General features: G+C 71.9%; 20 protein-coding genes and 1 riboswitch. Of the genes, 18 read left to right on the top strand and 2 right to left on the bottom strand.

Translation table 11 applies throughout. The features are described from left to right. Positions 1-39 precede the first annotated feature (39 nt). On the bottom strand, positions 40-1026 hold the full coding sequence (gene galE, locus V9U70_RS04665; protein ID WP_336673153.1) for a UDP-glucose 4-epimerase GalE: 987 nt from the start codon (positions 1024-1026) through the stop codon (positions 40-42). A 317-nt stretch (positions 1027-1343) separates the two neighbouring features. Between galE and V9U70_RS04660 the strand changes: the two genes are divergently transcribed. From V9U70_RS04660 to V9U70_RS04580, 17 genes are all read left to right on the top strand, one after another. Further along, on the top strand, positions 1344-3098 hold the full coding sequence (locus V9U70_RS04660; RefSeq protein WP_336673151.1) for a DUF5941 domain-containing protein: 1755 nt from the start codon (positions 1344-1346) through the stop codon (positions 3096-3098). Beyond that, positions 3095-3832 carry a phosphocholine cytidylyltransferase family protein gene (locus V9U70_RS04655; RefSeq protein WP_336673150.1) on the top strand — a complete coding sequence of 246 codons (738 nt, stop codon included), beginning with the start codon at positions 3095-3097 and terminating at the stop codon, positions 3830-3832. Before V9U70_RS04660 ends, V9U70_RS04655 begins: the two co-directional genes overlap by 4 nt. Continuing rightward, complete coding sequence (locus V9U70_RS04650; RefSeq protein ID WP_336673149.1) at positions 3820-4881, top strand: iron-containing alcohol dehydrogenase family protein; 1062 nt, start codon at positions 3820-3822, stop codon at positions 4879-4881. Before V9U70_RS04655 ends, V9U70_RS04650 begins: the two co-directional genes overlap by 13 nt. Next, positions 4859-5638, top strand: a complete 780-nt coding sequence (locus tag V9U70_RS04645) for a CDP-alcohol phosphatidyltransferase family protein (RefSeq protein WP_336673148.1) — start codon at positions 4859-4861, stop codon at positions 5636-5638. Before V9U70_RS04650 ends, V9U70_RS04645 begins: the two co-directional genes overlap by 23 nt. A gap of 8 nt (positions 5639-5646) precedes the next feature. Further along, positions 5647-6519, top strand: coding sequence for a glycosyltransferase family 2 protein (locus tag V9U70_RS04640; RefSeq protein WP_336673363.1), 873 nt, complete (start codon positions 5647-5649; stop codon positions 6517-6519). A 101-nt stretch (positions 6520-6620) separates the two neighbouring features. Then, positions 6621-7550: an ABC transporter permease gene (locus V9U70_RS04635; RefSeq protein WP_336673147.1), complete on the top strand. Its 930-nt coding sequence runs from the start codon at positions 6621-6623 to the stop codon at positions 7548-7550. Next, positions 7543-8328, top strand: coding sequence for an ABC transporter ATP-binding protein (locus tag V9U70_RS04630; protein ID WP_336673146.1), 786 nt, complete (start codon positions 7543-7545; stop codon positions 8326-8328). The genes V9U70_RS04635 and V9U70_RS04630 overlap by 8 nt, the downstream gene beginning before the upstream one ends. Before the next feature lie 415 nt (positions 8329-8743). After that, complete coding sequence (gene hpnC, locus V9U70_RS04625; RefSeq protein WP_336673145.1) at positions 8744-9652, top strand: squalene synthase HpnC; 909 nt, start codon at positions 8744-8746, stop codon at positions 9650-9652. 8 nt (positions 9653-9660) lie between these two features. Continuing rightward, entirely contained in the window at positions 9661-10602 is a 942-nt protein-coding gene (gene hpnD, locus V9U70_RS04620; RefSeq protein WP_336673144.1) for a presqualene diphosphate synthase HpnD, read from the top strand. A gap of 118 nt (positions 10603-10720) precedes the next feature. After that, positions 10721-12106 (top strand): hydroxysqualene dehydroxylase HpnE, encoded by a 1386-nt coding sequence (gene hpnE / locus V9U70_RS04615; protein ID WP_336673143.1) that lies wholly within the window; start codon positions 10721-10723, stop codon positions 12104-12106. After that, entirely contained in the window at positions 12103-13206 is a 1104-nt protein-coding gene (locus tag V9U70_RS04610) for a polyprenyl synthetase family protein (RefSeq protein WP_336673142.1), read from the top strand. Before hpnE ends, V9U70_RS04610 begins: the two co-directional genes overlap by 4 nt. 105 nt (positions 13207-13311) lie before the next feature. Further along, positions 13312-15306, top strand: a complete 1995-nt coding sequence (gene shc / locus V9U70_RS04605; RefSeq protein ID WP_336673141.1) for a squalene--hopene cyclase — start codon at positions 13312-13314, stop codon at positions 15304-15306. After that, positions 15306-15953: a phosphorylase family protein gene (locus V9U70_RS04600; protein WP_336673140.1), complete on the top strand. Its 648-nt coding sequence runs from the start codon at positions 15306-15308 to the stop codon at positions 15951-15953. Before shc ends, V9U70_RS04600 begins: the two co-directional genes overlap by 1 nt. Positions 15954-15958: 5 nt before the next feature. Beyond that, positions 15959-16978 (top strand): adenosyl-hopene transferase HpnH, encoded by a 1020-nt coding sequence (hpnH, locus tag V9U70_RS04595; RefSeq protein WP_336673139.1) that lies wholly within the window; start codon positions 15959-15961, stop codon positions 16976-16978. Positions 16979-17087: 109 nt separating this feature from the next. Beyond that, complete coding sequence (locus tag V9U70_RS04590; RefSeq protein ID WP_336673138.1) at positions 17088-18485, top strand: aspartate aminotransferase family protein; 1398 nt, start codon at positions 17088-17090, stop codon at positions 18483-18485. A 59-nt stretch (positions 18486-18544) separates the two neighbouring features. Then, entirely contained in the window at positions 18545-19153 is a 609-nt protein-coding gene (locus V9U70_RS04585; RefSeq protein ID WP_336673137.1) for a helix-turn-helix domain-containing protein, read from the top strand. Between the two features lie 63 nt (positions 19154-19216). Continuing rightward, complete coding sequence (locus V9U70_RS04580) at positions 19217-19390, top strand: DUF6126 family protein (RefSeq protein WP_336673136.1); 174 nt, start codon at positions 19217-19219, stop codon at positions 19388-19390. Positions 19391-19409: 19 nt separating this feature from the next. On the opposite strand, the gene V9U70_RS04575 is transcribed toward V9U70_RS04580, so the two are convergent. Next, positions 19410-20222 carry a tyrosine-protein phosphatase gene (locus V9U70_RS04575; RefSeq protein WP_336673135.1) on the bottom strand — a complete coding sequence of 271 codons (813 nt, stop codon included), beginning with the start codon at positions 20220-20222 and terminating at the stop codon, positions 19410-19412. Between the two features lie 442 nt (positions 20223-20664). Next, a riboswitch (cyclic di-AMP (ydaO/yuaA leader) is annotated at positions 20665-20821 on the top strand. Between the two features lie 4 nt (positions 20822-20825). Between V9U70_RS04575 and V9U70_RS04570 the strand changes: the two genes are divergently transcribed. Continuing rightward, complete coding sequence (locus tag V9U70_RS04570) at positions 20826-21815, top strand: M23 family metallopeptidase (protein WP_336673134.1); 990 nt, start codon at positions 20826-20828, stop codon at positions 21813-21815. Positions 21816-21849: the final 34 nt, after the last annotated feature.

Below are 21849 nucleotides of genomic sequence, written 5' to 3'. Positions count from 1 at the left end.
CCCGCCACGCGCGTCGCCCGGCGAGAGCCGTGCGACCCGTCACGGACGCGGCGCGGCGCGCGCCCCCGGGTGGTGCAGGCGCCAGCCCTCCCACGCCGACTCGACCATCTCGCGCACACCCCGGCGGGCGGCCCAGCCCAGCTCCGCGGAGATCCGCGCGGCCGACGCCACCGCCCTCGGCGCGTCACCGGCCCGGCGAGGCTCGACGACCGGCTTCCGGACCCCGCCCGTCACCTCCCCGATCACGTCGGCCAGCTCCCGCACCGAGACGCCCACACCCCGGCCCACGTTCACCGTCAGGTCCCCGCCGCCCCCGTCCAGCCGCCGGGCGACGGCGAGATGCGCATCGGCCAGGTCGGCGACGTGGACGTAGTCCCGCAGACAGGTGCCGTCCGGCGTCGGGTAGTCGTCGCCGAAGATCCGCGGGGACTCACCGCGCGTCAGCCGCTCGAACATCATCGGAACGATGTTGAAGACCCCGGTGTCCGCGAGCTCGGGCGCGGCCGCGCCCGCCACGTTGAAGTAGCGCAGGCACGCGGTCGACAGCCCGTGGGCCCGCCCGGTCGCCCGCACCAGCCGCTCCCCGGCGAGCTTGGTCTCGCCGTACGGATTGATCGGGCGGCACGGCGTCTCCTCGGTGATGACGTCCGCGTCCGGTACGCCGTACACGGCCGCGGAGGACGAGAAGAGGAAGCGCCGAATCCCCGCCGCGACCACCGCCTCCAGCACGACCGCCAACCCGCCGACGTTCTCCCGGTAGTACAGCAGCGGCTTCTCGACGGACTCCCCGACCTGCTTCTTCGCCGCGAGATGCACCACACCGCTCACCGCGTGCTCGGCCAGGACCCTCTCCAGCAGCCCCCGGTCCGACACCGAGCCCTCCACCAGGGGGACGGCGCCCGGCAGCCGGCCCGCGACGCCGCTGGAGACGTCGTCGAGCACCACGACCCGCTCTCCCGCCGCGGCCATGGCCCGCGCCACATGTGCCCCGATGTACCCCGCCCCGCCGGTGATCAGCCATGTCATGGCCGCCAGCCTAGACGTCGCGCTCACGCGGACCGGCCCGCGGTTTGTGGGCCGGGCCCCCGATCGATGATGATGATCGCGAACGGCGCCCCCGCTTGCAGACCTGCCCGAACAGCGCGCCAACGGGTGGTGAACTCGGCCTTCCGTTCATCCGATAGCCTCAGCCGACACGCCGCCGGTCCGACTCGTGACCGTGCCGCCGTGTGCCGTCCACCGTCAGTGCCAAGGAGTGAGTTCGCCTGTCGACCGCCATCCTCACCGGTGCGCCGGTACCCGGATCGCCGCTCGCGGACGATCTGCGGTCCCTGGGCTTCGACGTGCAGACCGCCGTCGACGCCGGTGACGCCGCAGCCCTCCTCGCCGCCGTCCCGGCCGGCCGGCGCGTCGCGCTCGTCGACCCCCGTTTCGTGGGCCACGTGCACGCGCTGCGGCTCGGGCTGACCGACCCGCGCTTCGCCGCAGCCGCCGTGCCCGGGGCGCTCACCGCGCGACCCGAGGCCCGCCCGGCCCTGCTGCGGGCCCTGCGACGCACCGCCGCCGCGGGCGGCGCGGGCACCCCCGTCGTCGAGCCGGACGCCGACCCGGCCCCCGACGACCGCACCGTCCCCGGCCGCATCGCCGTCGCACTGGAGGCCGAGGGCACCGCGGTGCGGCGCCCCGCCCTCGGCTCGCTCACCGCCACCGTCCCCACCGACGCAGCCCTGCGGGCGGCCGCAGAGGCGGGCCGCGACGCGGTGGACGACGAGGCCGTACGGCTGCGCAGCGCGGTGAAGGCACACGACGGCTTCTTCACCACCTTCTGCGTCAGCCCCTACTCCCGCTACCTCGCGCGCTGGTGCGCCCGCCGCAACCTCACCCCGAACCAGGTCACCACCGCCTCGCTGATCACCGCGCTGATCGCGGCCGGCAGCGCGGCCACCGGGACCCGCGGCGGATACGTGGCGGCCGGGCTGCTGCTGCTCCTCTCCTTCGTCCTGGACTGCACCGACGGGCAGCTCGCCCGCTACTCGCTGCAGTACTCCACGATGGGCGCCTGGCTGGACGCCACCTTCGACCGGGCCAAGGAGTACGCGTACTACGCCGGGCTCGCCCTGGGCGCGGCGCGCGGCGGTGACGACGTCTGGGTCCTCGCGCTCGGCGCGATGGTGCTCCAGGCCTGCCGCCATGTCGTGGACTTCTCGTTCAACGAGGCCAACCACGACGCTCTCGCCAACACCAGCCCCACCGCCGCGCTCTCCGACAGACTCGACAGCGTCGGCTGGTCGATCTGGCTGCGCCGGATGATCGTGCTGCCGATCGGCGAGCGCTGGGCCATGATCGCGATCCTCACCGCGCTCACCACCCCGCGCATCGTCTTCTCCGCCCTGCTCGTCGGCTGCGCCCTGGCCGCCTGCTACACCACGGCCGGCCGGCTGCTGCGCTCGCTGACCCGCAAGGCCGAGCGCACGGAGCGCGCGGCGCTGGCCCTGGCCGACCTCGCGGACTCCGGCCCCCTGGCGCGGGCCGTCGCGGCCGTCGTCCCCCGGCCGCGGGGTGGTTTCACGGCCCCTGCCCTCGCGCTGCTCGCGGCGCTCTTGATGGTCGGCGCGGCTTTGTGCCTCCCCTACGGGAGCGGGCTCACCGTCGCCGCCGCGGCGCTCTACGTCCTGCTCTCCGGCCTCGTCGTCGCCCGTCCGCTCACGGGCGCCCTCGACTGGCTGGCGCCGCCCTTCTTCCGGGCGGCGGAGTACGGCACGATCCTCGCGCTGGCCGCCCGCAGCGACGTGCCGCACGCGGTCCCGGCGGCCTTCGGGCTCGTCTCGGCCGTCGCCTACCATCACTACGACACGGTGTACCGCATTCGCGGCGGTACCGGCGCGCCGCCCCAGTGGCTGGTGCGGACGATCGGTGGGCACGAGGGCCGGACCGCGCTGGTGGCCGTCCTCGCCGCCGTACTCGCCTCCACCTCAGGTTTCACCACGGCTCTCACCGCCCTCGCGGCGGCCGTGGCTCTGGTGGTGCTCCTGGAGTCCATCCGCTTCTGGGTGTCCTCCTCGGCCCCCGCCGTACACGACGAAGGAGAACTCGCATGATCGGCCTCGTACTGGCAGCCGGTGCAGGACGACGTCTGCGCCCCTACACGGACACGCTTCCCAAGGCGCTCGTCCCTGTCGACGGCGACAAGACGGTCCTCGACCTCACGCTCGCCAACTTCGCCGAGGTCGGACTCACCGAGGTCGCGATCGTCGTCGGCTACCGCAAGGAGGCCGTCTACGCGCGTCAGGCCGAGCTGGAGGCGACGTACGGCCTCACCCTCACGCTGATCGACAACGACAAGGCCGAGGAGTGGAACAACGCCTACTCCCTGTGGTGCGCCCGTGACGTCGTCAAGCGCGGCGTGATCCTCGCCAACGGCGACACCGTGCACCCGGTCTCGGTCGAGAAGACCCTGCTGGACGCCCGCGGCAAGGGGCAGAAGATCATCCTCGCCCTCGACACGGAGAAGAGCCTCGCCGACGAGGAGATGAAGGTCATCACCGAGGAGGGCAAGGGCGTCCGGCGCATCACCAAGCTGATGGACCCCGCCGCCGCCACCGGTGAGTACATCGGCGTCACTCTCATCGAGGCCGAGGCGGCGGAGGAACTGGCCGACGCGCTGAAGACCACCTTCGAGCGCGACCCCGACCTCTACTACGAGGACGGCTACCAGGAGCTCGTCAACCGCGGCTTCACCGTGGACGTGGCCCCCATCGGCACCGTCACCTGGGTCGAGATCGACAACCACGAGGACCTCGCCAAGGGCCGGGAGATCGCGTGCCAGTACTGACCCGGCTCATTCCGTCCCCGGTCGTCGTCGACATCCGACGCGGCGCGATGGACGATCTGGCGGGTCTCCTGGCCGATCAGCGGATCTCCTCCTCGGGCAAGCTCGCCATCGCCATCAGCGACGGCTCCGGGCGCGCCCTGCGGGAGCGGCTCGCCCCCGTCCTGCCCGGCGCCGACTGGTACCCGGTCTCCGACGGCACGATCGACTCCGCGGTCAAGCTCGCCGACGGCATCAAGGGCAACCGCTACGACGCCGTCGTCGGCCTCGGCGGCGGCAAGATCATCGACGTGACGAAGTACGCCGCGGCGCGGGTCGGCCTGCCCATGGTCGCCGTCGCGACGAACCTGTCGCACGACGGTCTGTGCTCCCCGGTCGCCACGCTGGACAACGACAACGGGCGCGGTTCCTACGGAGTGCCCACCCCGATCGCCGTGGTCATCGACCTCGACGTCATCCGTGAGGCGCCCGCACGCTACGTCCGCTCCGGCGTCGGCGACGCCATCTCGAACATCTCCTGCGTCGCCGACTGGGAGCTGGCCCACGAGGTCAACGGCGAGGAGATCGACGGGCTGGCCGCCGCGATGGCACGCCAGGCCGGCGAGGCCGTACTGCGCCACCCCGGCGGGGTCGGCGACGACGCCTTCCTCAAGGTGCTGGCCGAGGGGCTCGTGCTGACCGGCATCTCCATGTCGGTCGCGGGCGACTCGCGCCCGGCATCCGGGGCCTGCCACGAGATCAACCACGCCTTCGACCTGCTCTTCCCCCAGCGCGCGGCCAGCCACGGCGAACAGGTCGGCCTCGGCGCCTGCTTCGCCATGCATCTGCGCGGCGCCCGCCAGGACTCCCTCCTGATGGCGTCGGTGCTGCGCCGGCACGGGCTGCCGGTCCTGCCGGAGGAGATCGGCTTCGGCGTCGACGAGTTCGTCCGGGCCGTCGACTACGCGCCGCAGACGCGACCGGGACGCTTCACGGTCCTGGAGCACCTCAACCTGTCCACCGACCAGATCAGGGACGCGTACGCCGACTATGCCAAGACCATCAGTAGCTGAACTCCGTCCGGTCGTGCACCCGCCGGGGGTGAAGGACCGGCGCAGCGGCGAGCACTGGGCCGGGCGCATGTACATGCGGGAGGTCTCGCTGCGCGTGGACCGCTACCTGGTGAACACGCGGGTCACGCCCAACCAGGTCACGTACGTGATGACCCTGGCGGGAGCCCTGGCCGCCCCGGCTCTCCTGGTGCCGGGCGTTCCCGGCGCTCTGCTCGGCGTGCTGATGGTCCAGCTCTACCTGCTCTTCGACTGCGTCGACGGCGAGCTGGCCCGCTGGAAGAAGCAGTACTCGCTCAGCGGGATCTATCTGGACCGGGTCGCGGCCTACCTCTGCGACGCCGCGGTGCTCGTGGGTCTCGGACTGCGCGCCGCCGACGTGTGGGGCGAGGGCCGGATCGACTGGCTGTGGGCGTTCCTCGGGACTCTCGCCGCCCTCGGCGCGATCCTCATCAAGGCCGAGACCGACCTGGTCGGCGTGGCCCGGCACCAGGGCGGGCTCCCGCCGGTCCAGGAAGCGGCGTCCGAGCCGCGCTCCTCCGGCATGGCACTGGCCCGCCGGGCCGCCGGGGCGCTCAAGTTCCACCGGCTGATCCTCGGAGTCGAGGCCTCGCTGGTGATCCTGCTGGCGGCCGTCCTGGACATGATCGGGGGCGACCTCTTCTACACCCGCCTCGCCGCGGCCGTCCTGGCCGGCATCGCGCTGCTGCAGACCCTGCTGCACCTGGTCTCCGTCCTGGCGTCCAGCAGGCTGAAGTGACCTCTGCCATGAAACTGGGCGCGGTGATCATCACCATGGGCAACCGCCCGGACGAGCTCCGCGCCCTCCTCGATTCGGTCGCCGCACAGCACGGCGACCGGATCGAGGTCGTGGTGGTCGGCAACGGCGCCCCGGTGCCGCAGGTCCCGGCCGGGGTGCGCACGGTGGAGTTGCCGCAGAACCTGGGCATCCCCGGCGGCCGCAACGTCGGCATCGAGGCGTTCGGTCCGTCCGGCGCGGACGTGGACGCCCTGCTCTTCCTGGACGACGACGGGCTGCTCCCGAAGCGGGACACGGCAGAGCTGTGCCGGCAGGCGTTCGCGGCGGACCCGGAACTCGGCATCGTCACCTTCCGGATCACCGACCCGGAGACCGGCGCCACCCAGCGCCGGCACGTGCCCCGGCTGCGGGCGGCCGACCCGATGCGCTCCTCGCGCGTGACGACCTTCCTCGGCGGCGCCAACGCCGTACGCACCAAGGTCATCGCCGAGGTCGGTCCGCTGCCGGAGGCGTTCTTCTACGCCCATGAGGAGACGGACCTGGCCTGGCGGGCCCTGGACGCGGGCTGGATGATCGACTACCGCGCCGACCTGGTGCTGCACCACCCCACCACGGCCCCCTCCCGGCACGCCGTCTACCACCGCATGGTGGCCCGGAACCGGGTCTGGCTCGCCCGGCGGAACCTGCCGGCCCCACTGATCCCCCTCTACCTGGGCGCCTGGCTGCTGCTGACCCTGGCCCGACGGCCGTCTGCGCCCGCGCTGAAGGCCTGGCTCGGCGGGTTCGGGGAGGGCTGGTCGACCCCCTGCGGGCCACGCCGCCCGATGAAGTGGCGTACGGTGTGGCGGCTGACGAGGCTCGGCCGACCTCCGGTCATCTGAGAAACTCTCCTCTGAGAGCATGAGGCGTATTTTCTTTCCGGGACCTGTCCGCCTGAGCCGCGCCCGCGACTGGCTGCGCGTGAAGACGAGAGTTTCAACTTGTGAGTGACACGACCCACGACGGTGGGGTAGCCCTCGGGCGTCCGCCGTCCGCCGAAGAGGGCCTGAGCGCGGTCCGGCGGGCCGCCAAGCACGGCCTCACCGTGAGCGGCGCCCGGCCGGCGCTGCCCGCGTACATGCGACAACTCTGGGGCCGCCGCCACTTCATCCTGGCCTTCTCCCGGGCGAAGCTGACCGCGCAGTACAGCCAGGCCAAACTGGGCCAGCTGTGGCAAGTGGTCACGCCCCTGCTGAACGCGGCGGTCTACTACCTGATCTTCGGACTGATCCTGGGGACCAGGGAGGGAATCCCCCACGACGTCTTCGTGCCGTTCCTGGTCACCGGGGTCTTCGTCTTCACCTTCACCCAGAGCTCCGTGATGGCGGGGGTCCGGTCGATCTCCGGCAACCTCGGGCTGGTGCGGGCCCTGCACTTCCCCCGGGCCTCGCTCCCCATCTCCTTCTCGCTCCAGCAGCTCCAGCAGCTGCTCTTCTCGATGATCGTGCTCGTCTCGGTCGCCGTCATCTTCGGCAGCTACCCCGCGCTGTCGTGGCTGCTGGTGATCCCCGCGCTGCTGCTCCAGTTCTTCTTCAACACCGGGCTCGCCCTGATCATGGCCCGACTCGGCAGCAAGACCCCCGACCTCGCTCAGCTGATGCCGTTCATCATGCGGACCTGGATGTACGCCTCCGGCGTCATGTACTCCATTCCCGTGATGCTCAAGGACAAGCCGCAGTGGATCGCGGACGTGCTCCAGTACAACCCGGCGGCGGTCTACATGGACCTGGTCCGCTTCGCGATGATCGACGGGTACGGCACCGAGAACCTGCCGGACCACGTCTGGGCCGTCGCCGTCGGCTGGGCGCTGCTGCTGAGCGTCGTGGGCTTCGTGTACTTCTGGAAGGCAGAGGAACGGTACGGCCGTGGCTGAGGACAACGCACAGGGACGCATCCCCACGGTGATCGCCGACGACGTGCACATCGTGTACCGCGTCAACGGCACCGGCGGCGGCCGGGGCAGCGCCACCGCCGCGTTGAGCCGCATCATGCGGCGGGACAAGGGCGAGTCGCGCGGCGTCAGGAAGGTGCACGCGGTGCGCGGGGTCTCCTTCACCGCCTACCGCGGCGAGGCCATCGGCCTCATCGGCACCAACGGATCGGGCAAGTCGACGCTGCTGCGGGCCATCGCCGGTCTGCTGCCGACCGAGTCCGGCCAGGTGTACACCGACGGCCAGCCCTCCCTGCTCGGGGTGAACGCCGCCCTGATGAGCGATCTGACCGGGGAGCGCAACGTCGTGCTCGGCGGTCTGGCCATGGGCATGAGCCGCGACGAGATCCGCGAGCGCTACCAGGAGATCGTGGACTTCTCCGGGATCAACGAGAAGGGCGACTTCATCACCCTGCCCATGAGGACCTACTCCTCCGGCATGGCCGCCCGGCTGCGTTTCTCGATCGCGGCCGCCAAGAACCACGACGTCCTCATGATCGACGAGGCGCTGGCCACCGGCGACCGCAAGTTCCGGGTCCGGTCGGAGGAGCGCATCCGCGAACTCCGCAAGGAGGCGGGCACCGTCTTCCTGGTCAGTCACAACAACAAGTCGATCAGGGACACCTGTGACCGGGCGCTCTGGCTGGAGAAGGGCGAACTGCTGATGGACGGGCCCACGGAGGAAGTCCTCAAGGCGTACGAGCGCGAGACGGGCAAGTAGCCCCGCACGGCTCGCGCAGGCCCCCGCCGGACCTGTCCGGCGGGGGCCTGCGCGCTGTACGGGCGGGCGAGCCGTTCGCGCGGGAGCCCGGGGCGATCTCCTCCCGGCGGATGACGTCAATTCCGCCGTGCCCGGGGAGGGTTGGCAGGCATCGCCGCGAGGGGGCGGCGGGCGCTCCACCCCCGCGCCGCCCTGGGGGCTGTGCAACGTAAGCTGTAGCGGTGCTGATTCATGGCAAGTAGGGCGATACGCCCCGGCACCGCGCCCGCTGTGCCGCAGAGCACTCGCCAGAGCGAGCGGCGTGTCCGAAAAGGGATGTTTTGGGTCAGCAGTGTAGAACGGGAGATGTGACGGCAATGACGGAAGATCTCCAGCTCCGACGTGGTCTCGCCGTCCCCGCGCCGGGCGGTCCGCAGTGACGTCCACCGTGCGGGCGCGCACCGGTGACGCCACACTCGACAAGGCCGCGGAGGAGAACTTCCCCGTGGCGCCCTTCTTCCTCCCCCGTGCCTGGCGCGACGACCTCATGGCGGTCTACGGCTATGCCCGGCTCGTCGACGACATCGGGGACGGCGACCTCGCCCCCGGCGGCGCGGACGCCCGTCACCTGGGCCTGGAGCCGGAACAGAGCGACGACCGGCTCACCATGCTCGACGCCTTCGAGGACGACCTGCGCCGGGTGTTCGCCCGCGGCGGCGAGCCGCACCACCCGCTGCTGCGCGCCCTGCGTCCGACAGTGCGACGCCGCGGGCTCACCCCCGAGCCCTTCCTCGGCCTCATCGAGGCCAACCGCCAGGACCAGAAGGTCCGCCGCTACGGGACCTACGCCGAGCTCGCCGCGTACTGCGAGCTCTCCGCGAACCCCGTCGGCCGCCTGGTGCTGGCCCTCACCGGCACCGCCGACCCGGAACGCGTCCGCCGCTCCGACGCGGTCTGCACCGCGCTCCAGATCATCGAGCACCTCCAGGACGTCGCCGAGGACCTCGGCCGCGACCGGATCTATCTGCCCGCCGAGGACATGGACCGCTTCCGGGTCACGGAGGCCGACCTGGCCGCCCCGTCCGCCGGCGCCTCCGTCCGCGCCCTGATCGCCTACGAGGCCCAGCGCGCGAGCGAGCTGCTGGAGGCCGGCGTCCCGCTGGTGGGCAGCGTCAACGGCAGGCTCAGGCTCCTTCTCGCCGGATTCGTCGGGGGCGGCCGCAGCGCGCTCGGCGCCGTCTCGGCCGCCGGATTCGACGTACTGCCCGGACCGCCCAAGCCCACCAAGCCCGGCATGCTGCGCGAAGTGGGAACCGTCTTGCGAAGAGCGCGTGGAGAGAGGTGAGCCGGACTGTGGAGGGACAGACGACGTACGCGTCGCCGCCGGTGCAGGCCGCATACAGTTACTGCGAGGCCGTCACCGGACAGCAGGCCCGTAACTTCGCCTACGGCATCAGGCTGCTGCCGGTCGAGAAGCGTCAGGCCATGTCGGCTCTGTACGCCTTCTCCCGCCGGGTCGACGACATCGGCGACGGAGAGCTGGACCCCCGGACGAAGCGGAGCCGGCTGGAGAGCACCCGCGGACTGCTCGACCGCGTCCGGGACGGCGCGGTCGACGAGGACGACACCGATCCGGTGGCCGTCGCGCTCGCCGACGCCGCCCGGCGCTTCCCCCTGCCGCTGGGCGGACTCGACGAGCTGATCGACGGAGTCCTGATGGACGTCCGCGGCGCGACCTACGAGACCTGGGAGGACCTGAGGGCCTACTGCCGGTGCGTCGCCGGCGCCATCGGCCGCCTCAGCCTCGGCGTCTTCGGCACGGAGCCGGGGGCGCGCGGGGCCGACCGGGCCGCGGAGTACGCCGACACGCTCGGCCTCGCCCTCCAGCTCACCAACATCCTGCGCGACGTCCGCGAGGACGCCGGCAACGGGCGCGTCTACCTGCCCGCCGACGACCTGGCCAAATTCGGCTGCTCGGCCGGCTTCCACCGGGCCACTCCGCCGCCCGGCTCCGACTTCGCGGGCCTCGTCCACTTCGAGGTCCGCCGGGCCCGCGCGCTCTTCGCCGAGGGGTACCGGCTGCTGCCGATGCTCGACCGCCGCAGCGGCGCCTGCGTCGCGGCCATGGCCGGCATCTACCGCCGCCTCCTGGACCGGATCGAGCGCGACCCCGAGGCCGTCCTGCGCGGACGGGTCTCGTTGCCCGGCCACGAGAAGGCCTACGTCGCGGTGCGCGGGCTGTCCGGGCTCGACGCCCGCCACGTCTCCCGGCTCACCGCGAGGGGGCGCGCCTGATGCACCCCCACCGCCTCGGCCTCCGGTCGGTCCCCCGGTGGCCCGACCCGTCCTGGACTGCGACGATCTCCGGGGAGACGACCCGACGAACCCCGGCGACGCGGGGAGAGGGGCAGACATGAGCGACGAGAACCCGCGCCCCGTCGCGGTCGTCGTCGGAGGGGGCCTCGCCGGCATCACGGCGGCCCTCCGCCTCGCCGACGCCGGACTCGACGTCACCCTGCTCGAAGGGCGGCCCCGCCTCGGCGGCCTCGCCTTCTCCTTCCAGCGCGGCGGCCTCACCGTCGACAACGGCCAGCACGTGTACCTGCGCTGTTGCACCGGCTACCGCTGGTTCCTCGACCGGATCGACGCCGCCCACCTGGCCCCCGTGCAGGACCGCCTGGACGTGCCCGTGCTGGACGCAGGCCGGGCCGCCGGCCCGCGCCTGGGACGGTTGCGCCGCTCCGGCCTGCCCGTGCCGCTGCACCTCGCCGGAGGCCTCGCCGCCTACCCGCATCTCTCACTCGCACAGAAGGCGGCCGTCGGCCGTGCCGCCCTCGCGCTCGGCCGGCTCGACCCGGCCGACCCGGAGCTGGACCGCGTCGACTTCGCGAGCTGGCTCCGGCGCCACGGCCAGTCGCAGCGCGCCGTCGAGGCGCTCTGGGACCTCGTCGGCGTCGCCACCCTGAACGCCACCGCGGCCAACGCCTCCCTGGCCCTGGCGGCCAAGGTCTTCAAGACCGGTCTGCTCTCCGAGCCCGGCGCCGCCGACATCGGCTGGGCCACCGTCCCGCTCGGCGAACTGCACGACACCCTCGCCCGCAAGGCGCTGGACACGGCGGGCGTCCGCACGGAGCTGCGGGCCAGGGCCAGGTCCCTGACCCGCGCCGACGACGGCCGGTGGAACGTCGAGGCCGCGGGCCGGCGTCTCGTCGCGGACACCGTCGTCCTGGCCGTCCCGCAGACCGAGACCCACGGCCTGCTGCCCGCCGGCGCGCTGGACGAGCCGGACCTGCTGCTCGACATCGACGACGCGCCCATCCTCAACGTGCACGTGATCTACGACCGCAAGGTGTTGCGCAGGCCGTTCTTCGCCGCTCTCGGCTCCCCGGTCCAATGGGTGTTCGACCGCACCGGCGCCTCGGGGCTCACCGGCCCCGGCCAGTATCTCGCCCTCTCCCAGTCCGCCGCCCAGGCCGAGATCGATCTTCCCGTCGCCGCGTTGCGCTCGCGCTACCTGCCCGAGCTGGAACGGCTGCTCCCCGCCGCCCGCGGTGCGGGCGTCCGCGACTTCTTCGTCACCCGGGAGCGCACCGCGACCTTCGAGCCCACCCCGGGCGTCGGACGGCTGCGACCCGGCCCCCGCACCCGGGCGCCCGGCCTCTGCCTCGCTGGGGCCTGGACGGCCACCGGCTGGCCCGCGACCATGGAGGGCGCTGTGCGCAGCGGCGGCGCCGCCGCCGACGCGGCTCTCCAGAGCCTGGGCCGTCCCCAAGGACTTCCGCTGCAGGAGGCGGCATGAGCAGTACCACCGGAACAAGAGGAGAGTCAGTGACCCCGGCGAATCCGGCTTTCGACACCGTGGCAGACACCGCGGACGTCACCGCGCTTCTGGAGCGCGGACGGGCCCTGTCCGCGCCGGTGCTGCGGGCTGCCGTGGACCGGCTCGCGCCGCCCATGGACACCGTCGCCGCCTACCACTTCGGCTGGATCGACGCCGAGGGACACCCCTCGGACGGCGACGGCGGCAAGGCCGTGCGCCCCGCGCTCGCCCTGCTGTCCGCCGAGGCCGCGGGCGCCCCCGCGGAAGCGGGCGTCCCCGGTGCCGTGGCCGTCGAACTCGTGCACAACTTCTCGCTGCTGCACGACGACCTGATGGACGGCGACGAGCAGCGTCGCCACCGGGACACGGTCTGGAAGGTGCACGGCCCCGCCCAGGCGATCCTCGTCGGTGACGCGCTCTTCGCCCTGGCCAACGAGGTGCTGCTGGAGCTCGGCACGGTGGAGGCCGGCCGCGCCGCCCGCCGGCTCACCACCGCCACCCGCAAGCTCATCGACGGGCAGGCCCAGGACATCTCCTACGAGCACCGCGAGCGGGTCACCGTCGCGGAGTGCCTGGAGATGGAGGGCAACAAGACCGGCGCCCTGTTGGCCTGCGCCGTGTCCATCGGCGCGGTGCTCGGCGGTGCCGACAACCGTACCGCCGACACCCTGGAAGCGTACGGCCACCACCTCGGCCTCGCCTTCCAGGCCGTCGACGACCTGCTCGGCATCTGGGGCGACCCGGAGTCCACCGGCAAGCAGACCTGGAGCGACCTGCGCCAGCGCAAGAAGTCGCTGCCGGTCGTGGCGGCGCTCGCCGCAGGGGGCGAAGCCTCCGAGCACCTCGGAGAACTGCTCGCCGCCGACGCGAAGAGCACCGAGTTCGACAGCTTCTCCGAGAAGGAGTTCGCCGCCCGCGCGGCCCTGATCGAGGAGGCGGGCGGCCGCGAGTGGACCGCCCAGGAAGCCCGTCGTCAGCACGCGGTCGCCATCGAGGCACTGCACGCGGTCGACATGCCCCACCGGGTACGGGAGCAGCTCACGGCGCTCGCGGACTTCGTGGTGGTACGCAAGAGATGACCACTCTTCGCATATGACTCGCAGTCGCCGGCCGGCGCCCCNCCGGGGCGCCGGCCGACGGAGACCCCAGCACAGCAGAGAAACCACTGCACGAAGGGGAAGCTCATGACAGCGACGACCGACGGAAGCACCGGGGCCGCGGAGCTCTCCGCCCTCCCGGCAGGCGACCCGACCGACACGACCACCGCCGTGGACGACGTGCTCGTCGCCGCGCGGCGGGCCGCGGAACGCTCAGTGGAGCACCTCCTCGGCAGGCAGGACGAACAGGGCTGGTGGAAGGGCGACCTGGCCACCAACGTCACGATGGACGCCGAGGACCTGCTCCTGCGCCAGTTCCTCGGCATCCAGGACCCGGAGACCACCCGGGCGGCCGCTCTCTTCATCCGCGGCGAGCAACTCGGCGACGGAACCTGGAACACCTTCCACGGCGGGCCGAGCGACCTCTCCGCCACCATCGAGGCGTACGTCGCTCTGCGGCTGGCCGGGGACCGCCCCGACGCACCTCACATGGCGCGCGCCTCCCGCTGGATCAGGGAGCAGGGCGGGATCGCGGCCGCCCGCGTCTTCACCCGCATCTGGCTGGCCCTGTTCGGCTGGTGGAAGTGGGACGACCTCCCCGAACTGCCGCCCGAGCTGATGTTCCTCCCGCCATGGGTCCCGCTCAACATCTACGACTTCGGCTGCTGGGCCCGGCAGACCATCGTGCCGCTGACCATCGTCTCCGCGAAGCGCCCGGTGCGCCCGGCGCCCTTCGCCCTGGACGAGCTGCACATCGACCCCGGCCGACCTGCCTCGCCCGAGAAGCTTGCTCCGGCCGCCAGTTGGGACGGCTTCTTCCAACGCATCGACAAGGCTCTGCACCTCTACCACAAGGTCGCCCCGCGCCCCCTGCGCCGTATCGCGATGAACGCGGCCGCCCGGTGGATCATCGAGCGCCAGGAGAACGACGGCTGCTGGGGCGGGATTCAGCCGCCCGCCGTCTACTCCCTCATCGCCCTGCATCTGCTCGGCTATGACCTCGGCCACCCGGTGATGCGGGCCGGCCTGGCCTCGCTCGACCGGTTCGCCGTCCGGCGCGAGGACGGCGCCCGCATGGTCGAGGCCTGCCAGTCACCCGTCTGGGACACCTGCCTGGCCACCATCGCGCTGGCCGACGCCGGGCTGAGACCCGACCACCCGGCTCTGGTGAAGGCTGCCGACTGGATGCTGGCCGAGGAGATCGACCGCCCGGGCGACTGGTCGGTGCGGAAGCCTGGACTCGCTCCCGGCGGCTGGGCGTTCGAGTTCCACAACGACAACTACCCGGACATCGACGACACCGCGGAAGTGGTCCTGGCGTTGCGCCGGGTGCGCCACCCGGAGCCGGTCCGGGTGGAGGCGGCCATCGCCCGCGGGGTCCGCTGGAACCTCGGGATGCAGTCCCGCAACGGAGCCTGGGGCGCGTTCGACGCGGACAACACGAGCCCCTTCCCCAACCGTCTGCCGTTCTGCGACTTCGGCGAGGTCATCGACCCTCCGTCGGCGGACGTCACCGGCCACGTGGTGGAGATGCTCGCGGTCGAGGGGCTCGCCCGGCACCCCCGTACCCGCCGGGGCGTCGAGTGGCTGCTCGCCGAACAGGAGGAGTGCGGCGCCTGGTTCGGACGCTGGGGGGTCAACTACGTCTACGGCACCGGGTCGGTGGTGCCCGCGCTGATCGCCGCCGGACTGCCGGCCCGGCACCCCGCGGTCCGCCGGGCGGTCAGCTGGCTGGAGTCCGTGCAGAACGACGACGGAGGGTGGGGGGAGGACCTGCGTTCCTACCGGGACGAGAAGTGGATCGGCCACGGTGAGTCCACCGCCTCCCAGACCGCGTGGGCCCTGCTCGCCCTCCTCGCGGCCGGACGCCGCGACACCCGCTCCGTCGCCCGCGGCGTCAGCTGGCTGACCCGTGCCCAGCTGGCCGACGGCTCCTGGGACGAGCCGCACTTCACCGGCACCGGGTTCCCCTGGGACTTCTCCATCAACTACCACCTCTACCGCCAGGTCTTCCCCCTCACCGCACTGGGGCGTTACGTGCACGGTGATCCGTTCGCCGACCGCGCCCGCGAGGGGGCCTGATGGGCGATCAGAAGGGGCCCGGCAGCGCCATCGCGCCCCTGCTGGTCGCCTGCGCGCTCGGTATCGAGCTGGTGGCCCTGCGCAGCGGCAGGGGCGCTCCAGGCCCGGTGCGCATCCTGCGCACCGGTATGGGCCCGCGGGCGGCGGAGTCGTCCGTGGCGCGCGCTCTGGGGTCCGGGCGGGTCCCCGACGCGGCCGTGATCGCCGCCGGCTTCTGCGCCGGCCTGGCCCCCGGCATGCACCCGGGGGACCTGGTCGTCGCCGAGGAGACGCGTGACGCCGACGGCGCCACCCCGTGCAGCGGCACCGGTGTGCTGGTCGCCGCGCTCGCCAGGGCCGTCACGGGCCGCACCGTCCACACCGGCCCGCTGACCGGCTCCGACCACGTCGTACGCGGCCCCGAGCGGGCCGCCCTGCGGGCGGGCGGAGCCATCGCCGTGGACATGGAGTCCGCCGCGACGCTGCGTACCGCCCTGTGCCACGGGCCGCGCCCGGTTGCGGCCGTCCGGGTGGTCGTGGACGCTCCAGAGCACGAACTCGTCCGCATCGGCACGGTGCGCGGTGGAATATCGGCCTTCCGTGTTCTCCGTGCCGTCCTGCCGGCTTTCTACGAATGGCACCGTTCCTTAACGCTCCCCAGGAGGTGAGCCAGATGGCCATGCCGCTCCGTCAGTCCATCAAGGTCGCGACGTATCTCTTCGAGCAGAAGCTCCGCAAGCGTGACAAGTTCCCCTTGATCGTCGAGCTGGAGCCGTTGTTCGCCTGCAACCTCGCCTGCGAGGGCTGCGGGAAGATCCAACACCCGGCCGGCGTCCTGAAGCAGCGTATGCCGGTCGCCCAGGCCGTGGGCGCGGTCCTCGAATCCGGCGCCCCCATGGTGTCCATCGCCGGGGGCGAACCGCTGATGCACCCTCAGATTGATGAGATCGTGCGCCAGTTGGTGGCCAAGAAGAAGTACGTCTTCCTCTGCACCAACGCGATGCTCATGCGCAAGAAGCTCGACAAGTTCACCCCGTCCCCCTACTTCGCCTTCGCCGTGCACATCGACGGACTGCGCGAGCGGCACGACGAATCGGTCGCCAAGGAGGGCGTCTTCGACGAGGCCGTCGCCGCGATGAAGGAGGCCAAGAGGCGCGGCTTCCGCACCACCACCAACTCCACCTTCTTCAACACCGACACCCCGCAGACCATCATCGAGGTGCTCGACTACCTCAACGACGACCTCGAGGTCGACGAGATGATGATCTCGCCCGCCTACGCGTACGAGAAGGCGCCCGACCAGGAGCACTTCCTCGGCGTCGAGCAGACCCGCGAACTGTTCAAGAAGGCCTTCGCGGGCGGCAACCGGCGCCGCTGGCGGCTCAACCACTCGCCGCTCTTCCTGGACTTCCTCGAAGGAAAGGCGGACTTCCCGTGCACCGCCTGGGCGATCCCCAACTACTCGCTCTTCGGATGGCAGCGGCCCTGCTACCTGATGAGCGACGGCTACGTACCGACGTACCGCCAGCTCATCGAGGAGACCGACTGGGAGAAGTACGGCCGGGGCAAGGACCCGCGCTGCGCCAACTGCATGGCGCACTGCGGATACGAACCCACGGCGGTGCTCGCCACCATGGGGTCCCTGAAGGAGTCCCTGCGCGCCGCGCGGGAGACCGTCAGCGGCAATCGGTGACCAGGTGATCGAAGCACCGGCGGCGGTCCGGCGGGCCGGGGCCGCCGCCGGTGCACCGGAGTCGACGCCCCGCGACGGCGCGAAACACGGTGAAGGAGAAGGACGGGCGATGACGGACGACGGACCTGAGGGCTTCGACCTGGCACGGCTCCTCGCCGAGCGTGGAGGCGAACGGTACGAGCTGCACGCGCGCCATCTGAACCACCAACTGCCGCGCATGCTCCGGACCATCGGCTTCGACAAGGTCTACGAGCGAGCGGAGGGCGCGTACTTCTGGGACGCGGAGGGCGACGACTACCTCGACATGCTCGCCGGGTTCGGCGTCATGGGCCTCGGCCGCCACCACCCCGTCGTCCGGCAGGCGCTGCACGACGTGCTGGACGCGCAGCTCGCCGACCTGACCCGGTTCGACTGCCAGCCGCTGCCCGGACTCCTCGCAGAGAGGCTGCTCGCCCACAGCCCTCATCTGGACCGCGTCTTCTTCGGCAACAGCGGTACCGAAGCGGTGGAGGCGGCGCTGAAGTTCGCGCGCTGTGCCACGGCCAAGCCCCGCGTCCTCTACTGCGACCACGCCTTCCACGGGCTGACCACCGGCTCCCTCTCGGTCAACGGCGAGAGCGGCTTCCGTGACGGCTTCGGGCCCCTGCTGCCGGACACGGCGATCGCGCTCGGCGACCTGGAGGCCCTGCACCGCGAGCTGAAGCGCGGGGATGTCGCGGCGCTCGTCGTCGAGCCCGTCCAGGGGAAGGGGGTGCACACCGCGCCGCCCGGCTTCCTGCGGCAGGCGCAGGAGCTGCTGCACCGGCACCAGGCGCTGCTGATCGCCGACGAGGTGCAGACCGGACTCGGCCGCACCGGGGACTTCTACGCCTACCAGCACGAGGAAGGTGTGGAGCCCGACCTCGTGTGCGTCGCCAAGGCCCTCTCCGGCGGCTACGTGCCGGTCGGCGCGACGCTCGGCAAGGACTGGATCTTCCGCCGCGTCTACTCCTCGATGGACCGGGTCCTCGTCCACTCGGCGAGTTTCGGCTCCAACGCCCAGGCGATGGCGGCGGGGCTCGCGGTGCTCGCGGTGATGGAGCGGGAGGGGACCGTCGCCAACGCGCGGCGCACCGGTGACCTGCTGCGCGAACGGCTTGCGGCCCTGGTGGACCGCTACGAGCTCCTGCACGAGGTGCGCGGGCGCGGACTGATGATCGGCATCGAGTTCGGCCGGCCGTCCTCGCTGAAGCTCCGCAGCCGCTGGACCGTGCTTCAGGCGGCCCGCAAGGGGCTCTTCGCCCAGATGGTCGTGGCGCCGCTGCTGCACAAGCACCGCATCCTCACCCAGGTGTCGGGCGACCACCTGGAAGTGATCAAGCTGATCCCCCCGCTGATCATCGGGGACGCCGAGGTGGACCGCTTCGTCACGGCGTTCACGGCCGTCATGGACGACGCGCACAGCGGCGGCGGGCTGATGTGGGACTTCGGCAGGACCCTGGTGAAGCAGGCCGCAGCCCAGCGCTGAGCCTTTACCTCTGAGGCAATTTATTTGCCTCAGAGGTAAGCGACTGGCCCAATAGGAGCATGAAGCCTCCGGAAGAAGGGGCGCAGGGCGAGCTCCCCGGCGTCGCGCCCCGCCTGCGCGACCTGCGTCGTGGCCGCGGTCTCACCCTGGAGACCGCGGCGCGGCGGGCCGGGCTCTCCCCGGCCCATCTCTCCCGGCTGGAGACGGGCCGCAGGCAGCCCTCGCTTCCGATGCTGCTCGGTCTGGCCCGCGTCTACGGTACGACGGTGTCCGAGCTGCTCGGCGAGCAGCCTGCCGAACGGAACGCGATCATCCGCGGCGGCGGCTTCGAGGGCGCGGAGGCCGACGGCTGGATGTACCGCCAGGCCGGCGGCTCAGGCCGCGCGATGCAGGCGCTGCGCGTCAGAGTGCCGTACGGGGCCCAGGGCGATCTGGTCCGGGTCCATCCCGGCGAGGAGTGGCTGTACGTCCTGGAGGGGCGCCTGCGGGTCGGGCTCGGCGACACCGTGCACGATCTCGAACCCGGCGACAGTGCCCACTTCGACTCGCTCACACCGCACCGCATCGCGGCGGTCGACCGCCGTGGCGCGGAGCTCCTCTTCGTCCACTCCCTGATGCAGAGCCCCGCCGCCGAGCTGTGCCTCGGCAACGCGCTCCACGCGCGCTGACCGGTCGCCCGTCCGACGCACCCTTCGCCGCACCGGCCGAGAGGCCGCCCAGAGAGGACCCTCATGTCCGATTCCGAACACTACGACCCACTGGGTCCCGGGCGTCGCGAGAACGAGGACCCCCAGGAACGCCGCATGCCCCGCGGCGTCGTGATCCGGCTGTTCGCCTACCTGGTGGCCGGCCACATCATCGCGGGCTTCCTCTACCTGCTCTTCGTGGTGGCCGGAAGCGAGTGATCCCGCGCTCCCGGCCGCGTCACCCCTGGTCGAGCAGCCGCTCGCGCAGCCGCTCCCTGGTCCCGGGGGACAGCTTCAGCCCCTCCGTCAGATAGCGGTCCGTCGTTCCCCAGATCTCGTCGATCGTCGCGAAGGCCGCCGCGAGGTAGGAGGCCCGGGCGCCGAAGAGGGGGTCGAGGAGCTCCATCACCTCGGGGGACATCCCGGTCTCGGACATGTCGGCGCGCCGCACCTTGTACCGGCGGTGCGCCTCGTTGGACTTGAGGTAGTCCATCTCGATCGCCTCGCGCTCGACGCCCACCGCCAGCAGGGAGACCGCTATCGACAGGCCGGCCCGGTCCTTGCCGGCGGCGCAGTGCATCAGCGCGGGGACGCTGTCCTCTGCCAGCGCGTGCAGGACCCGGCTGTGCTCGGCGGTGCGGTCCCTGATCGTCGCCTGGTACATCCGGAGCATGCGCTCCGCGCCCTGGCCGCCGGCGAGGATGGACCGCAGCTGTTCGATGTTGCCGTCACGCACCAGCCGCCAGAACTCGGCCCCGTCGGCCGGGTCCGAGAGCGGAATGCTGATATTGCGGACACCGTCGAGCTCGATGTCGTACCCGTCGAGCCGGTGGTCGGCGGAGTTGCGGAAGTCGAACACCGTGTGCAGCCCGAGACCGCTGAGGAAGGCCGCGTCCTCTGCGGTCGCGTGTGCCAGGTGGCCGCTCCGGTAGAGCCGGCCGAAGGCGGTGCGCCGCCCGTCCGCAGTGGGAAGTCCGCCCACGTCGCGGAAGTTGCGGACTCCGGTCAGGGGGGTCTCTGTCGGCGGGACCTGCGGCACCTGCTGTGTCACGGGGGCTCCTGGGGTCTGGGGCGGCGGCGCGGCTCGTCCGCGAGGGCGCTCCCGTGACGATACGACATCGATTCCCCGGAAAATCATCTCGGAGGCACGCCGGGAGCGAGGGAGAGGCGGCCGTGCCGACGCTGCGTCAGGAGTCTCCGCGAACCCATGTCCGTATTGGTCTTTTTGGGCGAACATGCCCATCTATGGGGGTGGGTGGGAATCGTTGGGTGAGCGGGATCATATCCGTGACGGTCTGTGGTGATCACGCCCGGGCGGATTCCCGGCGTCCGCACGGAAAGCCAAGATCGGTAATCCACGGAGGGTGACGGGAAAACCGGGCCGCGATCGAAACGTCGATTCCTGCGCGCAACCGATGGCTTGTTCCGGTCGTCCCGACTCGTTTACGGTCACCGTCAATCCGGATGGACCGCCTAATCCTGCCGCCGTCCGGAATTCGCACCCACCCATTCACGTGTGGCAGGAGCGGGGGAACCAGGTAAGCCGCCGACCCGGAGAGATCCGGGCCGGCTCGGGGTGAAGTCGCTTAGGCGACCGGGCATCTCCAGCCCGAACCCGACAGCTCACCTCGCAGGCGCCGGAGAGGAACTCCCCATGCCCGCAAAGGGTAAGCACCGTCGTACGAAGTCCGGCCCGATATCCCGAGGCGTCCTCGCCGCAGGGACCGGCGGCGCCGTACTGGCCCTGCCGCTGATCGGCGCGACCGGGGCGCACGCCGCGCAGCAGCAGGCCGCTCCCGCCGTGCAGCCCGTCGCGGCCTCGGCCGCCGCCGCGCAGGCGGCGCCGCAGACCGCTCCCGCCGCGTCGAAGGCCGCCCCGAAGACGTACTCCGTCGTCTCCGGCGACTACCTGTCGAAGATCGCCGCCGAGCACCGGGTCAAGGGCGGCTGGCAGAAGCTGTACCAGGACAACCGCTCGACCGTCGGCGAGAACCCCAGCCTGATCTTCCCGGGCATGAAGCTGACCCTGGGCGCAAAGGCCTCCGCCCCGGCCGCGGAGAAGTCTGCGCCGGCTCCGCAGAGCGCGCCGAAGAAGGCCGCCCCGAAGAAGGCTGCTCCGGCTCCCGAGGCCGCCGCGCCGAAGGAGGCCCCCAAGGCCGCGCCCAAGGCCGCCCCGAAGGCCGACACCGTATCGGCCGACGAGTCCGCGCGGACCGAGTCCTCCCAGGCGACCGGCTCCGGCTGGACCACCCCGCTGGCCAACGCCAGCGTCACCACCCAGTACCGCGCCTCCGGCTCCAGCTGGTCCAGCGGTTACCACACCGGATCGGACTTCCGTGCGGCCTCCGGGACCCCGATCCGGGCCATCGGCCCCGGCACCGTGGTCTCGGCGGGCTGGAGCGGTTCGTACGGCAACGAGGTCGTCATCCAGCACGCGGACGGCATGTACTCCCAGTACGCCCACCAGTCCTCGCTGAGCGTCTCGGTCGGCCAGGCCGTCTCCGGCGGCCAGCAGATCGGGCTCTCCGGTTCGACCGGCAACTCGACCGGCCCGCACCTGCACTTCGAGGTCCGCACCGGCCCGGGCTACGGCTCGGACATCGACCCCATCGCCTACCTGCGCCAGCACGGCGTCTCGGTCTGACCCCAGGGTCGGCGAGAAACGTCCGGAGGGGCGG

Source organism: Streptomyces pratensis (assembly GCF_037137275.1).
In the GTDB taxonomy this organism is placed as follows: Bacteria; Actinomycetota; Actinomycetes; order Streptomycetales; family Streptomycetaceae; genus Streptomyces; species Streptomyces pratensis_B.
Note: the sequence above shows the minus strand (reverse complement) of the source record. Positions and strands in the feature narration are given on the sequence as shown.

Coding starts and splice junctions, on each gene's coding strand:
- galE (WP_336673153.1), bottom strand. CDS start 1,026: ATGACATGGCTGATCACCGGCGGGGCGGGGTACATCGGGGCACATGTG.
- V9U70_RS04655 (WP_336673150.1), top strand. CDS start 3,095: ATGATCGGCCTCGTACTGGCAGCCGGTGCAGGACGACGTCTGCGCCCC.
- V9U70_RS04645 (WP_336673148.1), top strand. CDS start 4,859: ATGCCAAGACCATCAGTAGCTGAACTCCGTCCGGTCGTGCACCCGCCG.
- V9U70_RS04640 (WP_336673363.1), top strand. CDS start 5,647: ATGAAACTGGGCGCGGTGATCATCACCATGGGCAACCGCCCGGACGAG.
- hpnE (WP_336673143.1), top strand. CDS start 10,721: ATGAGCGACGAGAACCCGCGCCCCGTCGCGGTCGTCGTCGGAGGGGGC.
- V9U70_RS04610 (WP_336673142.1), top strand. CDS start 12,103: ATGAGCAGTACCACCGGAACAAGAGGAGAGTCAGTGACCCCGGCGAAT.
- shc (WP_336673141.1), top strand. CDS start 13,312: ATGACAGCGACGACCGACGGAAGCACCGGGGCCGCGGAGCTCTCCGCC.
- V9U70_RS04600 (WP_336673140.1), top strand. CDS start 15,306: ATGGGCGATCAGAAGGGGCCCGGCAGCGCCATCGCGCCCCTGCTGGTC.
- hpnH (WP_336673139.1), top strand. CDS start 15,959: ATGGCCATGCCGCTCCGTCAGTCCATCAAGGTCGCGACGTATCTCTTC.
- V9U70_RS04590 (WP_336673138.1), top strand. CDS start 17,088: ATGACGGACGACGGACCTGAGGGCTTCGACCTGGCACGGCTCCTCGCC.
- V9U70_RS04585 (WP_336673137.1), top strand. CDS start 18,545: ATGAAGCCTCCGGAAGAAGGGGCGCAGGGCGAGCTCCCCGGCGTCGCG.
- V9U70_RS04580 (WP_336673136.1), top strand. CDS start 19,217: ATGTCCGATTCCGAACACTACGACCCACTGGGTCCCGGGCGTCGCGAG.
- V9U70_RS04570 (WP_336673134.1), top strand. CDS start 20,826: ATGCCCGCAAAGGGTAAGCACCGTCGTACGAAGTCCGGCCCGATATCC.